Here is a 15410-nt window from a genome sequence, read left to right on the forward strand (position 1 = left end):
GTCCGCGTACCCATCCAGCGCCTGCGGCGACCCGGCACCGAGCATACTCAGGCGATGGCAATGGGCTCTTGTACTGCGGGCGCTGCTAGGCCAAGATGCGGCAGCGCCACGCGGTCTGTGGCGACTTGTCCACGAGGGATGCCATGGTGAAGCGCATTACAAGCTCCCCCACCCCGCCGGCCCATGCGGCGGCGCTCAAAGCAGGCGGGCGTTCGCGCTCAAGCGCCGCGAACGCCGGCTTCAAATCCGAGAGCAAGTCCGACAGCGCCGTGCTGCCCTCGCCCGGGCTCAAGCAAGCTCCGGTACTGGACCGCATGTGCTCGCAATTCGTGCTGACGCTGACCGTCAAGCATGCAGGCAAATTCAATCTGCGCCGCGACTTCAACGGTCTGCTGTCCTTCACCGGCCGCCACCTGGTCTGGCCTGTGCGGGTGCTTGGCCGGCTGCGCGACTATCTGCGCCAGCGCTGCCAGGGCAATGAGCTGTGGAATGGCCACGAGGCCTTGAGCCACGAAGACTTTCTGCAGCGCTACGGCGTCTGGACCGGCCCCTTCACCGAGTCCACCCTGTTCTTCTATCTGGACGAATACGTCAAGGACGCGCCCAAGGACATGCTGGCCCTCCTGGCCACCACCAGCGAATGGCTGGACCGACAGCTCAAGCGCGAATCCACCCTGGTCGAAACCAATATCGACGCCCTGGGCAATCTGCTGCAGCTCAACCCGGCCGAGCGCGCCCTGCTGCTCTACGGCACGCTGGCCCGCTACCAGCGCGAATTGCGCGGGGCGCTGGTGGAGTTCAAGGTCAATACCGCGCAAGAGGCCTTCGCCACCATCGCCGCCGTGGCCGGCGTCAATGCCCAGGAGGTCGCCGAGGCCTTGCGCGCCGGCTCGCGCCTGGAGCGCATCGGCATGGTGGAGAACCTGATCTCCGAGCACAACATCACCGACCTGGCCGATCTGATGAAGGTCAGCGACCAGCTGCCGCCGGTGCTGATGCGCGAGTACAAGGGCCCGCACGACTTGATGGCCGTGTTCACCCGCCCCGCCAGCAAGAGCCCGCTGCAGGCCGCCGATTTCGACTTCGTGGCCGAAGACCTGGGCGTGCTGGAAAACCTGCTGCGGCAGGCCGTGGCCCAAAAGGGCGCGGGCGTCAACATCCTGCTCTACGGCCCGCCCGGCACCGGCAAGACCGAGCTGGCCAAGGTGGCCGCCCAGGCTGCCGGCCTCGATCTCTACGAGGTGGAATACGCCGACCGCGACGGCAACAGCCTGTCCGGCCGCGACCGCTACCGCTCGCTGCAGATCAGCCAGGTCTTTTTGAAGGCCAGCGCCCATGTGGCCCTGCTCTTCGACGAGGTGGAGGATGTGTTCCCGCCCCTGTCCAGCGACACCGCCCAGCTGATGGCGCGGCTGGATGCCAGCGTGGACGCGCCCAGCTCGGGCTCGGTCAGCGGCAAGGCCTGGGTGAACCAGATCCTGGAAACCAATCCGGTGCCGGTGATCTGGGTCACCAACCGCATCGAGCAGATCGACCCGGCCTTCCGACGCCGCTTCCAATACCACCTGGAGCTCAAATCGCCGCCGCCCGGCGCGCGTCTGCGCCTGGTCAGCACGGCCCTGTCCGACGTGGAGGTTGGCGCCGGCTTCGCCGCCCAGCTGGCCGAGCGCCGCGGCTTGACGCCGGCCCAGGTGCGCACGGCGGTGCGCTTCGCCCAGCTGGCCGGCCCGGCCGAGGACTGCGAGCGCCTGATCCTGCGCCAGTTGGAGAACGCCGACAAGGCCCTGGGCCATCTGAACCCCGAGCGGGGCGCGCGGCCCATGGTCACGCAGTACGCGCTCGAGCTGCTCAACTGCGAATCGCGTTTCGAGATCCCGCGCATCGTCGCGGCCCTGCAAAAACGCAGCAGCGGCAATCTCTGTTTCTACGGCCCGCCCGGCACCGGCAAGACGGCCCTGGCCGAGCACATCGCCCAGTCGCTGAAGCGGCCGCTGATGATCCGCCAGGCCAGCGATCTGGCCAGCAAATTCGTCGGCGAGACCGAGCAGAATATGGCCCGCATGTTCGAGGCCGCCGGCGCCGAGGGCGCGGTGCTGCTGCTGGACGAGGCCGACAGCTTTTTGCGCAGCCGCCGCATGGCCGAGCGCAATTACGAGGTCAGCGAGGTCAACGAGATGCTGGCGGGCATGGAGCGTTTTGCCGGCATCTTCATCTGCACCACCAATCTGTTTGAAGACCTGGACGAGGCGGCGCTGCGCCGCTTCGCCTTCAAGATCCAGTTCAAGCCTCTGCTGGCCGAGCAGCGCGAACGCATGTTCCGCCGCGAGGCTTTGGGCGATGAGGCGGCCGAGTTGGATGCCATGCAGCGCGAGCGCCTGCAGGCCCTGGACCTGCTGACCCCGGGCGACTTTGCCGCCGTGCGCCAGCAGGTGGAAATCCTCGGCGAGCCGCTAGTCCCCGACGAATTCCTCTCCCAGCTGGAGGCCGAGCACCGCGGCAAGCCGGGGGTGCGCACGCGGCGCCATATCGGCTTCGGCAGCCTGCACTGAAATTTCTGGCATCGTGTCGGGATGAGCTCCCCTGCCGAACTGCCCAGCCATTTCAAACTCGTCACCCTCTGGCTGCTCCTGCTCCTCGCCGTCTTTCTGGGCTTCAAGGCCTGGGAACACCAGCAGCAGCAAAGCCGCATCTCCGTCAACGCGGGTGAGATCCGCCTGCAGCGCGGCCCCGACGGCCACTTCCACTGGCCGGGCCGGGTGAACGGTGTGGCGGTGGACTTTCTGGTCGACACCGGCGCCACCCGCAGCGCCCTGCCCCAGGCCCTGGCCGAGCGAGCCGGCCTGGTCTCTGAAGGGCTGGTCGCCTCCAACACCGCCGGCGGCCTGGCCCAGGGTTATAAGGCCCGCGCCACGATCACGCTGCAAGGCGGGGTTAGCGCCGAGCGCCTGAGCGTCACCGTGCTGCCCGCCCTGGACGCCCCCCTGCTGGGCATGGACATGCTGTCCAAGCTCAGCTTCACACAAGAAGACGGCCAGCTCTTGATCCGCGCCGCCCAGCCCTGATGCCCATCAAAAAAACCATGCTGCGCGCGGCCAGCCTTCTCAGTCTTTTGCTGCTTGCCAAAGTCGTTTTTGCCGCGCCGACCTGCCCGCCGCAGCCGCAAGCGCCGACGGCCTCGCAGATTCAGCAGCTCTCGGCCAGCGCGCCGGATCGCGGCTTTCTCTACCGGCTGAGCCGCGACGGCCACGACTCCTACCTCTACGGCACCGTGCACCTGGGCCGTATGGAATGGATCTTCCCCGGCCCCCAGCTGCGCCAGGCCATGGGCCAGGCCCAGCACCTGGCGCTGGAGCTGGACCTCAGCGACCCCGCCACCCTGCAGACCCTGAGCCAGCCCCCGGCCCATGCCCAGCCCTTGCAGCTCAAGCCCGATCTGCGCCGCCGCCTGACGGCCCAGGCCCGGGCCGCCTGCCTGCCCGTCGCCGCGCTGAGCCATGTCCACCCCTTGCTGCAGCTGAGCCAGTTCAGCGCCCTGGCGGCGCGCTGGGACGGCATGGACCCGGCCTTCGGCCAGGAGCTGATGCTGGGCGCCTGGGCCGGCCAGCGCGGCCTGCCCGTCAGCGGGCTGGAGTCGGCCGCAAGCCAGCTGCAGGTGCTGATCCCCAGCGACCCGGAGCAGGCCCAGACCAGCCTGCGCAAAGGCCTGGAACAGCTGGAGAAAAATCAGCTGCGCCCGGTGCTGCGCCGCCTGGCCCAGGCCTGGGCGCAGAGCGATCTGGACACCTTGGCCAGCTACGAGCGCTGGTGCAATTGCGTGGCCGAGCCCCAGGACCTGGCCGATCTGCGCCAACTCAACGATGACCGCAATCCCGGCCTGGCCCAAGGCATCGCCGAGCTGCATGGCCGGGGTCAGGTCTTGCTGGCCGCCGTCGGCAGCCTGCATCTGACCGGCGACAAGGCCTTGCCCCGCCTGTTGGAAGATCTGGGTTTCAAGGTGCAAAGACTGCATTAGCGTCGTACCATCGGCCGGGCCCACCCAACAGCACAGGAGCAAACCCCCATGGCCGACAGCAGCAGCAATAGCTTCACCAAATTTGTCCCCGGCTTTGACTTCTTGCAAGGCCTGGTCAAGAACGCCGGCGCCGCCCTGCCCGGCATCGGCCAATGGGTGGCGCCCACGCTCAACCCCGAGGAGCTGGGCAAGCGCATCGAGGAGTTGCGCACGGTGCAGTTCTGGCTGGAGCAAAACGCCCGCATGCTGGGCGCCACCATCCAGGCCCTGGAGGTGCAGCGCATGACCTTGTCCACGCTGAAATCCATGAACGTCCCCCTGGCCGAACTGGGCAATGCACTGAAGCTGCCGACGGCCGAGGCCGCCAACCCGCCCGCTTGGCCCGGCGTGCCGCCCGAGATCCTGGCCGCCGCGGCCAAGGCCATGCCTGCCGCAGCCACCAAGGCGCCGACGGCCAAGCCCGCCGCCAAGGCCAAGACGGCCAAGGCGGCCGACACCGCCGCGCCCGCAGCCGTCGACCCCTTGCAATGGTGGGGCGCCCTGAGCCAGCAGTTCACCCAGCTGGCCGCCAATGCCATGAAGGACTCGGCCACCGACGCGGCCAAGAACCTGGCCGGCGCCATCGTCAAGCAGTCCTTCGACGCCGCCGGCGAGACCCTGCGCAAGGCCGCCAGCGTGCCCGGCGCCGTGGCCGGCAGCATGGTGGACACGGTGGCCAAATCCCTGGCCACCAAGCCCAAGGCCGCGCCCGCCCACAAACCCGCCTTGCGCACCGCCGCCAATGCGGCAGCCAAAACCCCGGCGGCCCGCAAGCGCAAGAGCTGATGAAGCCGAGCCCGACCGTCGACCCCGCTCAGCGCTATCAGGCCCAGGCCAGGCTGGTCGAGGCCCTGGGCCAGGAACTACCCGCCCACACCCTGCTCTGGCATGCCGAGGACACCACGCCCTATGAGTGCGATGGCCTGAGCGCCTACCGCCAGCGCCCCCTGCTGGTGGCCCTGCCGGAGACGGAAGGCCAAATCGCCGCCCTGCTGCGCATCTGCCACGGCCTGCAGGTGCCGGTGGTGGCGCGCGGCGCGGGCACGGGCCTGTCGGGCGGGGCCATGCCGCATGCCGCGGGTGTGACCCTGGGCCTGGCCAAGTTCAAGCAGATCCTGCAAATCGACCCGCTGGCCCGCACGGCCCGGGTGCAATGCGGCGTGCGCAATCTGGCCATCTCCGAAGCCGCCGCCGCCCATGGCCTCTACTACGCCCCCGACCCCAGCAGCCAGATCGCCTGCACCATAGGCGGCAATGTGGCCGAGAACTCCGGCGGCGTGCACTGCCTCAAATACGGCCTCACCCTGCATAACGTCTTGCGTGTGCGGGGCTACACCATGGCCGGCGAGGCCGTCGAATTCGGCTCCGAGGCCCTGGATGCGGCCGGCCTGGACCTGCTCAGCCTCGTCGTCGGCAGCGAGGGCATGCTGGCCGTCATCACCGAGGTGACGGTCAAGCTGACACCCAAGCCCCAGCTCGCCCGCTGCCTGATGGCCAGCTTTGACGATGTGCGCAAAGCCGGCGAGGCGGTGGCGCAAATTGTCAAAGCCGGCATCATCCCGGCCGGCCTGGAGATGATGGACAAGCCCATGACGGCGGCGGTGGAAGACTTCGTTCACGCCGGCTACGACCTGGCGGCCGAGGCGATTTTGCTGTGCGAGAGCGACGGCACGCCCGAGGAAGTGGCCGAGGAGGTGGGCCGCATGGAGGCGGTGCTGCGCGCCAGCGGCGCCGCCCGCATCGAGGTGAGTGCCGATGAGGCCCAGCGCCTGCGCTTCTGGAGCGGGCGCAAGAACGCCTTCCCCGCCTCGGGCCGCATCAGCCCCGACTATATGTGCATGGACTCCACCATCCCGCGCAAAAACCTCGCCGCCATCCTGCTGGCGATTCAAGAGATGGAGAAGAAATACCAGCTGCGCTGCGCCAATGTCTTCCACGCTGGCGACGGCAATCTGCACCCGCTGATCCTGTTCGACGGCAGCGACCCCGATCAATTGCGCCGCTGCGAGGAATTCGGCGCCGAGATCCTGGAAACCAGCGTGGCCTTGGGGGGCACGGTGACCGGCGAGCACGGCGTGGGCGTCGAGAAGCTGAACAGCATGTGCGTGCAGTTCTCGGCCGAGGAACGCGAGCAGATGTTCTCCATCAAACGCGCCTTCGACCCGGCCGAACTGCTCAACCCCGGCAAGGTCATCCCCACCCTGCACCGCTGCGCCGAGTACGGCCGCATGCATGTCAAACGCGGCCTGCTGGCCCATCCCGAGTTGCCGAGGTTTTGATGCAGATAGCCGAATTGCAGGAGCGCGTGCGGGCCGCCGCGGCGAGCGGGCAAAAGCTCTGCATCCAGGGCCAGGGCAGCAAGGCCTTCTACGGCGAGGCGCCACAGGGCGAGCCGCTGAGCCTGACCGGCTTCAGCGGCATCAGCAGTTATGAGCCGAGTGAACTGGTCGTTACCGTCAAGGCCGGCACCCCCATTGCCGAGCTGGAGCAGGCCCTGGCCGAGCAGAACCAGCATCTGGCCTTCGAGCCGCCGCGCTTTGGCGGCCAGGGCACGGTGGGCGGCATGGTGGCCACCGGCTTGAGCGGCCCGGCCCGCATGAGCCAGGGCGCGCTGCGCGAGCATGTGCTGGGCATCACCCTGCTGAACGGCCGCGCCGAGGCGCTGAGCTTTGGCGGCACGGTGATGAAGAATGTGGCGGGCTATGACGCCTCACGCCTGATCGCGGGCTCGCTAGGCATTCTGGGCCTGATCCTGGAGGTCTCGCTCAAGGTGCTGCCGCGGCCGGTGGCCCAGACCACCCTGCGCTTCGAGATGGCCCAGGCCCAGGCCTTGCAAAAACTCAATCAATGGGGTGGCCAGGCCCTGCCCCTGCACGCCAGCGCCTGGTGGGACGGCGCCTTGGTGCTGCGCCTGGCCGGGGCCCAGGCCGCCGTCGATGCGGCTCGGCACAAGCTGGGCGGTGAGGCCATCGCGCCCGAGCAGGCGGAACCCTTCTGGACCGGCTTGCGCGATCACGGCGACGAATTCTTCCAAGCTGCGGCGCGCGCGGTGCGAGGCGGCGCCAGCCTGTGGCGCTTGTCGCTGCCGCAAACAGCGCCAGCGCTCGCCCAGGTGCATGGCGAGCAGCTGATCGAATGGGGCGGTGCCCAGCGCTGGCTCACCACCGCCATGCCCGCCGCCGCTCTGCGCGAGGCCGCCGCTCAGCTGGGCGGCCATGCCACACTTTTCCTGGGCCAGGACAAGCGCTGCGGCGCCTTCGCCCCGCTCCCACCGCCCCTGCTGCGCATCCACCGCGAATTGAAAAAGTCTTTTGACCCGCAGGGGGTGTTCAACCCCGGACGACTGTATGCCGATCTCTGACGCCGAACTCTCCCGCCACCAACACATGCCGCGCTACTACGCCCAGCGCGCCAAGGAATACGAGCGGGTGTTCGACAAGCCCCATCGCCAGCCCGATCTGGCGCGGCTGAAGCAGTGGCTGGCCGAGCAGTTCAGCGGCCGCCATGTGCTGGAGATCGCCACCGGCACCGGCTACTGGCTGCCCGCCGCCACCTCGGCCGCGCTGAGCTGGCTGGGCACCGATATCAACCCCGAAGTGCTGGCCGAGGCCAGGGCCAAGCCCTTGGATCAGACCCGCGTCAGCTTCCGCCTGGCCAATGCCTATGCGCCAGGCATTGTGGCCGCGGGCGCGGCCTCGCCTTTTGACGCCGGCTTTGCCGGCCTGTGGTTCTCCCATGTGCCCATAGGCCGCCAGCGGGAATGGCTGCAAGGCCTGCACAGCCAGCTGCAGCCGGGCGCGCGAGTGCTGCTGATCGAGAACCGTTACGTCGAAGGCGATAGCACGCCCGTGCACCGTTATGACGCCGAGGGCAATGGCTATCAGCTGCGCCACTTGAGCGATGGCAGCGAGCACGAGGTCATGAAGAACTTCCCCAGCGAGGCCCGCATGCAAGCGCTGCTGGCCGGCCTGGGCCAGGACCTGGTCTGGCGCGAGCTGGACTATTTCTGGACCCTCAGCTACCGCAAGATTTGATCTGCTGCCACCCAAGCCCCTATGCAAACCCAGCTCAGCGAAGAATTCCAGGCCAACCCCGAGGGCAAGGCGGCGGCGGCCATCCTGAGCCGCTGTGTGCATTGCGGCTTTTGCACCGCCACCTGCCCTACCTACCAGTTGCTGGGCGATGAGCTGGACGGGCCGCGCGGCCGCATCTATCTGATCAAGCAGGTGCTGGAGGGCGCCGAGCCCACGCGCAGCACCCAGCAGCATCTGGACCGCTGCCTCACCTGCCGTAACTGTGAATCCACCTGCCCCTCGGGCGTGCAGTACGGCCAGTTGCTGGAGATTGGCCGCGGCATCGTCGAGGCCAAGGTGGAGCGGCCCAGGCGCGAGCAGGTGGCCCGCTGGCTGCTCAAGGAAGGCCTGACCTCGCCCGCCTTTGGCCCCGCCATGGCCCTGGGCCGCAGGCTGCGCCCGCTGCTGCCGGCCGCGCTGCAGGACAAGGTGCCCGGCCCGGCGCCCAGGAGCGCACACGACTGGCCCAGCGGCCAGCATCCGCGCAAGATGGGCCTGCTGCTGGGCTGTGTGCAGCCCGGCATGGCGCCGAATATCAATAGCGCCACGGCACGGGTGCTGGACGCCGCCGGCATCCAGACCCTGGTGGCCGACGCTGCTGGCTGCTGCGGCGCCATCCGCAGCCATCTGAACGATCACGAGGGCGGCCTGGACGATATGCGCCGCAATATCGATGCCTGGTGGCCCTTGGTCGAGGGCCTGACCGAGCACGGCAAGATCGAGGCCCTGGTGATGAATGCCTCGGGCTGCGGCCTGACCGTCAAGGACTATGGCCGCGCCCTCGCCCATGACCCCGCCTACGCCGAGAAGGCCGCGCGCGTCAGCGCCATCACCCGCGACTTGAGCGAGTTGCTGCCCCAGCTGCTGCCGGCGCTGCAGGCGCGCCTGGCCGACAAGCCCGCGGCCCCCCTGCCCAAGCTGGCCTACCACCCGCCCTGCACGCTGCAGCATGGCCAGCAGCTGCGTGGCGGCGTCGAATCGGGCCTGCAGGCCCTGGGCTTCGACATCCGCCAAGCGCCCTGCGACGCCCATCTCTGCTGCGGTTCGGCCGGCACCTACTCGGTGCTGCAGCCCGCGCTGTCCAAGCAGCTGCGGGAGCAGAAGCTGCAGGCCCTGGCGCCCTTGCGGGCGGACCTGATCGTTTCGGCCAATATCGGCTGCATCCAGCATCTGCAAAGCGGCAGCCCGGACACGCCGGTACGGCATTGGGTCGAGGTGCTGGACGATCAGCTGAAGTAATCCGCTTGTTCGACATGCGCCCAAGCAAGGGCAAACGATAGGCCCACTGTCATACCGATTCCAGAAAATACCGGCTGAACAACGGGGGGAGGAGCCTTTGTGGCCCCCGGGCAAGCCAGGCATCGCTCTCAACAGCCATTGCCAAGCCAGGACCAGACCGGGCACCGCCGCAGCGGTGTCCGGTCATTTTTTTGGGTCCCTGCCAGACAAGGCACACTGCGAGCCATGTGGACAGGTCTTTTCTTCGCCTTGGCTGCCGGCCTGCTGTGGGGGCTGGTCTTCGTCGCCCCTTTGCTATTGCCCGATTACCCGGCCGCCCTGCTGGTCGTGGGCCGCTATCTGGCCTTCGGCCTGATCGCCCTGCCCCTGGCCTTGCTGGACCGCCGCACGCTGCGCGAACTGGCGCCGGCCGATTGGCTGGAGGCCGCCAAGCTCAGCGCCATTGGCAACTTCCTCTACTACCTCTGCCTGGCCGCCGCCATCCAGCGCGCGGGCGGGCCCCTGCCCACCGTCATCATCGGCACTTTGCCGGTGGTGATCGCGCTCTGCTCCAATCACCGCAACCGGACGCGCGACGGCCAGCTACCCTGGGGCCGGCTGGCGCCCTCGCTGCTGCTGATCCTGCTGGGCATCGCCTGCGTCAACCAGACCGAGCTGCAACGCCTGGCCGCCAGCCCGGACGGCGATCTGCGCAAATATCTGGAGGGTGGGCTCTTGGCCGTGGGCGCCGTGGCCTGCTGGACCTGGTACCCGATACGCAATGCCGACTGGCTGCGCGAACACGCCGACCGCAATCCGCGCGCCTGGGCCACGGCCCAGGGCCTGGTGACCCTGCCCATGGCCTTGGCTGGCGGCCTGCTGCTCTACGCCGCCCAGGCCTCAGGCCTGCCCCTGCTGGGCGCCGACTTCGCCCTGCCCTGGGGCCCGCGCCCGGCCGCCTTTGTGGGCCTGATGCTGGCCGTGGGCCTGCTGGCCTCCTGGGTGGGCACGCTGTGCTGGAACGAGGCCAGCCAGCGCCTGCCGACGAATCTGCTCGGCCAGTTGATCGTGTTCGAAACCCTGGCCGCCCTGAGCTATGCCTTTGCGCTGAGCGGCCATGCGCCGGCGCCGCTGACGCTGTTGGGCATCGCCCTGCTGATCGCCGGCGTGCTGTGGGCCCTGCGCATCAAGCCGCAGTAGCGAGTTTTGTCTCGTCCAGCATCAGTTGCGCGATGGCGCCGATGCGGCGCAAGGCCGCCGGGTGCTCGTCCCCCCAGCGCCCGCCCACGCCCAGGCGCACAAAGGAGCGAAAGCGCGGGCTGGTGCTGAAGAGCTGGCCGGGCGCGATGCAGATGTTCTCCTGCAGGCAGGCCTCGTAAAGCGCCACCGCATCCAGGCCGCCGGGCAGCTCCACCCACAGGATGTAGCCGCCGGCCGGGTCGGTGACCCGCGTGCCCTTGGGGAAGCTCTGGGCGATCAGGCCACGCGCCTCGTCCACCCGCGCCGCCACGGTGGCGCGCAGCTGGCGCAGGGCGGCCTCGTTGCCGGCCTGGCTCAGCAGCTCGGCCAGGGCGATCTCCAGCACGGCCGTCTGCGCGCCGGACTGCACGTCCTTGATCTTGCGCAGCACCGCGCCCCAGCGGCCCGCCTCCACCCAGCCCAGGCGCAGGCCTGGCGCCAGGGTTTTGTTGAAAGAGCCGCAGAGCATCACATGACCGCTGGTGTCATAGGACTTGACGGCGCGGCGCTTGTCGTCCTGCTCGGCCAGGTCGTTGTAGATCACGTCCTCGATCAAGGCGATGTCGTGGGCCGCCACCAGCTGGGCCAGGCGTTTGCGCTCGGGCAAGGGCATGCAGGCCCCGAGCGGGTTGGACAAGGTGGGCACCACCAGCACGGCCTTGACCTCCTGGGTCTCCAGCGCCAGCTGCAAGGCGTCGACCGAGATGCCGTGACGCGGATGGGTGGGGATCTCCAGGGCGCGCAGATGCAGGCTTTGCAGAATCTCCAGAAAGCCGAAGTAGGTGGGCGACTCCAGCGCCACCACGTCGCCGGGCTGGGTCACGGCCTTCAGGCACAGGGTGATGGACTCCATGCAGCCATTCGTCATCACCACATCGTCGGCATGCAGGGAGCAGCCCAGATTGAGGGCGTGGCGGGCCACGGCGCGGCGCGCTTCCACGCGGCCGGCCCCCAGGGGGTAGGCGCAGAGCAGGTCGCGATGCCGCTGCACCGCACGGTTAAGGGTGCGGCGCACCCGCTCCTGGTCAAACATCTCGGGCCCCGGGCAGGCGGCGCCAAAGGAGATCATGTCCTGCTGCATGGCCAGGCCCAGCACCTCGCGGCCCAGCTCGCCCATCGCGACCTGGCGCGACTGCACGCCGGGGCGGGACTGGCGTGGCTCAGGTAACTCGCTAGGCCGACTGGCGACGAAATAACCCGAGCGTGGCCGCGCGGTGATCAGGCGCGCATCCTCCAGCCAGTGATAGGCCTGCACCACGGTGGATTGGGACACCCCCTGCTGCCGCGCCAGCTCGCGCACCGAGGCCATGCGCTCACCGCGCGCCAGCGTGCCCGAGCGTATGCAGCGCGCCAGGCGGTCGGCAATCTGCAGATACAGGGGCTCGGTGGATTCGGTCGCGATGAGATTGGCGTTCATGCCTCATTCTGTACGGTGCCGTCGCGCGCAGACCAGTACAGATGAGCGCCAAACCGGCCAACACAGTACCGCTTTTGTTCCTGCCTGTGTGGCACACAGTGCCGGCGCACTGCATCTGTCGGGGCGGCGGGATGGCGCGCAAGCTTCGGGCCATGGATATCTCACTCAGAACCGCAAGAACAGCCGCGCTGCCGGGTTCACAGCGCAAGACATGGTCCCACCAAGCCTTGACCGTAGCGCTGGAGCAGGCCCCGCAGGCCCTGCACTTGCGCGCCTGGGAGTCCGCCCATCTGCGGGTTCGCGGTGGCACGCTGTGGCTGACCCAGGACGGCAAACCGGACGATCTCTTCCTGGCCAGCGGCCAGCAACTCCTGCTGCTGGGTCCGGCCTGCTACCGCCTGGGGGCGCTGGACCGCTCGGGGGCCGAGCTGATCCTGCAGAAGAACTAGATTTTCGGGATGCGGATGCGGCTGACCATCAGCGAGCCCGAGACGGCATACATCAGCACCAGGGGGTGCAGATAAAAGCCGGCAATCTCCAGCTTGCCAAACCAGAGCTGATCGCCCAGAGCGCCCTGCCAGGCCGCCACGGCCAGGGCGATCACCAGGACCAGGGAGGTCGGGATGGGCGTGCCCTCGAAGTACTTGACCTTGTTGCCGCCGGCGCTCAAGGCCTCGGCCGTGATATTGAAGCGGGCCAGGCGCGAGACGCCGCAGGCGACGAAGAAGACCAGCACGATGCGGTCGTACAAGCCCTGCATGCCGCAGCCGTAGGCGATCACCGCAGGCGCCACGCCGAAGGAGATGATGTCGGCCAGCGAATCCAGCTCGCGGCCCAGGATGGACTGCTGCTGGCGCCAGCGCGCGATGCGGCCGTCCAGCACATCAAACACCAGGGCCACCGGAATCAGGCCGCAGGCGTAGAGCAGGTGCAGCACCTCGCCGGTCTGCAGATAAGTCATCACCGAAAACAGGGCGCCCATGCCGGCGAAGGCATTGCCCAGGGTGAACCAGTCGGCGAGATGGAACTCGCGGATCATGGCGAAAGGCTTGTTGTGCTTGCGTTCAGTCATGGGCAAAGCATAAGCCAATCGTCTGATCCTATTCCTCCGGCTCGCGCCGCAAGGCCTTGGTCGCTAAATGCCGGATCAAAAGCCCGGTGGGCATGCGCATCCAATGGGCACGCAGATAGAGCAGGCGGCGCGCGGCGCCCGTCCAGGCGTCCTCGCTGCTGGGATGGTCGGGCTGCAGGGCTCGCAGGAAGAGGCCGTCCATCCAGGCCAGCAGGGCGGTCGCCGGCGCCAGATCGCGCAGGGCGCGCGAGGCCTCGGGCGGCACCGGCGTCTGCAGGATCTGGGCGCTGTAGCGCAGGGCGTAGAACAGCACCCGGCCCAGACCCAGCGCGCGCGCGCGCGCCTGCAGATCGGGCCAGAAATACGGCTGGCCGCCGAAGTGGCGCAGCAAGGCGTCCAGATCGACCAGATCGCGCAGCCCCTTGTCGAACTCGCCGTCTAGAAAGAGATGGCAGGCGCTGTGCAAGACCAGGTCCACATCGTCCAGGCGGTACAGGCCCGGCCAGCCGGGGATGGGCACGGCCCGGGCCAGCAGCAGGCGGGCGTCGACGGCCAGGCGGCTGCTCAGGGGCAGGATGTTGTGGTGCACGTCGATGACGGTGTCACGGCGCTGATGGCGCATGGGCGGGATCTCGTGCATCCACTCGCGGTAATAGCGCTGGTCGTAGGCGTCGTGATGGATGTTCTGCCAGCCCTCGGCCTGCAAGGAATACTCCGCCGCCTCCAGGCGCTCACGCGGCAGCAGGATGTCCACATCGGCAAACAGCCGGTTCTGCGCCGCCGGCAGGCCGGCCATCACATAGGCCGCCCCCTTCAGCAAGACCACCGGCGCACGCAGATCATGCAAGGCCATGGCGATCTGGCCGACCTCCCAGCGCACGGCGCGCTGCTGGCTGTCCGCCACTTTTTGCACCGCGTCGAAATGGCGGCGCGGGCCGGCCGGCACCTGGCTCAGCAGGCCGGCGCGCTCAAAGCCCAGGGCCAGGCGGGCCAGCAGATTGGCGCGGCGGGCCTGCTGCAGCAAGGTCTCCCAATCGCGCACATCCCAGAGCAGGCAGGCGGCCGGGTCGACCAGGGCGCGGCTGAGCAGGCTGATGCCGGTGCTCATCGCAGCGCCTCTTTGGCGTCCGCAAGCGCCGTGAAGTAGGCGCAGGCCTGCTCCAGATCGCTGTACTCGAAGCGCAGGCAGTCGGCCGCCGCCACCCCGTCGCAAAGCGTGTCAAAGCCCTGGCGGCCATGCAGGTGGTAGTTGAAGGCGTTGTCCACCAAGGCCATCAAGGCCTCGCCACGCGCCAAAGGCCGGGGATTCAGGGCGCTGCCGGCCATATAGCGCGGGAACACCACCCAGCCCAGGCGGGCGCTCTCGGTATCGCGCTGCACGCTGGCCGCGGGGGGGCGCATATGCGCGACCGTGCCCTTGACCGTGTCCCGGGTCAAAGGCCCGAAACGCGCCGCGGGCGCAAAGGCCTGGATCACCTCGATCGACTTGTTCTTCAGGCTGACCGGCCGGGCCAGGGGCAGCAGCTCGCCGCTGGCCGGGTCGATCAGGGTCAGCTCGTCCGACAAGAGCCGCCAGCCGCGGTTGACCAGGCCGGCGCACAGCGTGCTCTTGCCCGAACCCGGCGGCGCCGGCAGCACCATGACGCGACCACCCCGCTCCACCGCGGCGGCATGGATGATGATGTATTGATGGCTGTGCGAGGACACGCACCAGTTCAGCCCCCACTCCATCATGGCCGAGGCATGAGGCAGGGCCATGGGCTTGAAGGGCTTGAGCGCATCGAACAGAAACTGGGCCTGGGGCCGCAGCCAGCGGCGCGGGCCGCTGACGGCGTCGATGCGCACATCGAAATCGCAAAAAGGCTGGGGCTGGCCGGCGAGCAAGCTCTCTTGCTCGGCATACAAGGTGGCCAGGGCGCCGGCCACCGAATCCAGCTGGGAGGCGATGCGCAGCCAGAAAGGCCCAGTTCGCAGCAGCAGGCCGGGGCCGCGCAGACGCGCGCTCAGCTCGGCAGGATCAAGCGCCGCCAGCTTCACGGCAGCACCGGCGCGATCAAACCCAGTTGCTCAAAATGACGGAGGCTGCGCTCCAGCGACAGGCACAAGTCGGCATCCTCGGCCTCGCCCAACAAGGCCTGGGCCAGCGCCTGGGCCGACCAAGCCTGGGCATCCTGCTCGCTCAGGAACTGCAGCAGCTCATGGCCGCTGGCGGAGAGAAGATGGGTGTCGCCGCTGGCCGCGTTGAAGACCAGGTATTGATCGTCCAGCTGCCGCAAGCACAGCGGGCTTCCGGCCTGCAAGCGCCATTGCAAAGGCATCAACAAACAGTCAATCAATCAA

The 15410-nt window shown here is 68.4% G+C and carries 15 protein-coding genes; 10 read left to right on the top strand and 5 right to left on the bottom strand.

Features of this window, described 5'->3' with window-relative positions; translation table 11 throughout:
* The first annotated feature begins 143 nt into the window (after nt 1–143).
* The 9 genes from HNP55_RS08735 (at nt 144) to HNP55_RS08775 (ending at nt 10542) form a co-directional block, all read left to right on the top strand.
* Nucleotides 144–2549, top strand: a complete 2406-nt coding sequence (locus tag HNP55_RS08735) for an ATP-binding protein (protein WP_184298290.1) — start codon at nt 144–146, stop codon at nt 2547–2549.
* 21 nt (nt 2550–2570) lie between these two features.
* Complete coding sequence (locus HNP55_RS08740) at nt 2571–3062, top strand: TIGR02281 family clan AA aspartic protease (RefSeq protein ID WP_184298292.1); 492 nt, start codon at nt 2571–2573, stop codon at nt 3060–3062.
* Nucleotides 3062–4012 (top strand): TraB/GumN family protein, encoded by a 951-nt coding sequence (locus HNP55_RS08745; protein WP_184298294.1) that lies wholly within the window; start codon nt 3062–3064, stop codon nt 4010–4012. The genes HNP55_RS08740 and HNP55_RS08745 overlap by 1 nt, the downstream gene beginning before the upstream one ends.
* A 48-nt stretch (nt 4013–4060) precedes the next feature.
* A complete protein-coding gene (locus tag HNP55_RS08750; RefSeq protein ID WP_184298296.1) occupies nt 4061–4837 on the top strand; it encodes a PhaM family polyhydroxyalkanoate granule multifunctional regulatory protein in 777 nt (258 codons plus the stop codon).
* Nucleotides 4837–6330 carry an FAD-linked oxidase C-terminal domain-containing protein gene (locus HNP55_RS08755; protein ID WP_184298298.1) on the top strand — a complete coding sequence of 498 codons (1494 nt, stop codon included), beginning with the start codon at nt 4837–4839 and terminating at the stop codon, nt 6328–6330. The genes HNP55_RS08750 and HNP55_RS08755 overlap by 1 nt, the downstream gene beginning before the upstream one ends.
* Nucleotides 6330–7412, top strand: a complete 1083-nt coding sequence (gene glcE / locus HNP55_RS08760; protein WP_184298300.1) for a glycolate oxidase subunit GlcE — start codon at nt 6330–6332, stop codon at nt 7410–7412. Before HNP55_RS08755 ends, glcE begins: the two co-directional genes overlap by 1 nt.
* The gene (locus HNP55_RS08765; protein WP_246448294.1) at nt 7399–8085 is read left to right on the top strand and encodes a class I SAM-dependent methyltransferase; all 687 of its coding nucleotides are present in this window, start codon (nt 7399–7401) and stop codon (nt 8083–8085) included. The genes glcE and HNP55_RS08765 overlap by 14 nt, the downstream gene beginning before the upstream one ends.
* Nucleotides 8086–8106: 21 nt before the next feature.
* Nucleotides 8107–9363, top strand: a complete 1257-nt coding sequence (gene glcF / locus HNP55_RS08770) for a glycolate oxidase subunit GlcF (RefSeq protein WP_184298302.1) — start codon at nt 8107–8109, stop codon at nt 9361–9363.
* Between the two features lie 225 nt (nt 9364–9588).
* Nucleotides 9589–10542, top strand: a complete 954-nt coding sequence (locus tag HNP55_RS08775; RefSeq protein WP_184298304.1) for a DMT family transporter — start codon at nt 9589–9591, stop codon at nt 10540–10542.
* On the opposite strand, the gene HNP55_RS08780 is transcribed toward HNP55_RS08775, so the two are convergent.
* Nucleotides 10529–11998, bottom strand: a complete 1470-nt coding sequence (locus HNP55_RS08780) for a PLP-dependent aminotransferase family protein (protein ID WP_184298306.1) — start codon at nt 11996–11998, stop codon at nt 10529–10531. The genes HNP55_RS08775 and HNP55_RS08780 overlap by 14 nt on opposite strands.
* 227 nt (nt 11999–12225) lie before the next feature.
* On the opposite strand from HNP55_RS08780, the gene HNP55_RS08785 reads away from it, so the two are divergent.
* Nucleotides 12226–12447, top strand: a complete 222-nt coding sequence (locus HNP55_RS08785) for a DUF2917 domain-containing protein (RefSeq protein ID WP_184298308.1) — start codon at nt 12226–12228, stop codon at nt 12445–12447.
* Here the strand turns inward: HNP55_RS08785 and HNP55_RS08790 are convergent.
* From HNP55_RS08790 to HNP55_RS08805, 4 genes are read right to left on the bottom strand one after another with little or no spacing between them, the layout of a single operon-like run.
* Nucleotides 12444–13070 (bottom strand): CDP-alcohol phosphatidyltransferase family protein, encoded by a 627-nt coding sequence (locus tag HNP55_RS08790; protein ID WP_184298310.1) that lies wholly within the window; start codon nt 13068–13070, stop codon nt 12444–12446. The two genes, HNP55_RS08785 and HNP55_RS08790, sit on opposite strands and share 4 nt — an antisense overlap.
* A 28-nt stretch (nt 13071–13098) precedes the next feature.
* Nucleotides 13099–14178, bottom strand: a complete 1080-nt coding sequence (locus HNP55_RS08795; protein ID WP_184298312.1) for a nucleotidyltransferase family protein — start codon at nt 14176–14178, stop codon at nt 13099–13101.
* Entirely contained in the window at nt 14175–15107 is a 933-nt protein-coding gene (locus tag HNP55_RS08800; protein WP_184298314.1) for an HprK-related kinase A, read from the bottom strand. The genes HNP55_RS08795 and HNP55_RS08800 overlap by 4 nt, the downstream gene beginning before the upstream one ends.
* Nucleotides 15104–15388 (bottom strand): HPr-rel-A system PqqD family peptide chaperone, encoded by a 285-nt coding sequence (locus HNP55_RS08805; protein WP_184298316.1) that lies wholly within the window; start codon nt 15386–15388, stop codon nt 15104–15106. Before HNP55_RS08805 ends, HNP55_RS08800 begins: the two co-directional genes overlap by 4 nt.
* Nucleotides 15389–15410: the final 22 nt, after the last annotated feature.

The organism is Roseateles oligotrophus, assembly GCF_014204525.1.
Lineage (GTDB): Bacteria > Pseudomonadota > Gammaproteobacteria > Burkholderiales > Burkholderiaceae_C > Paucibacter_A > Paucibacter_A oligotrophus_A.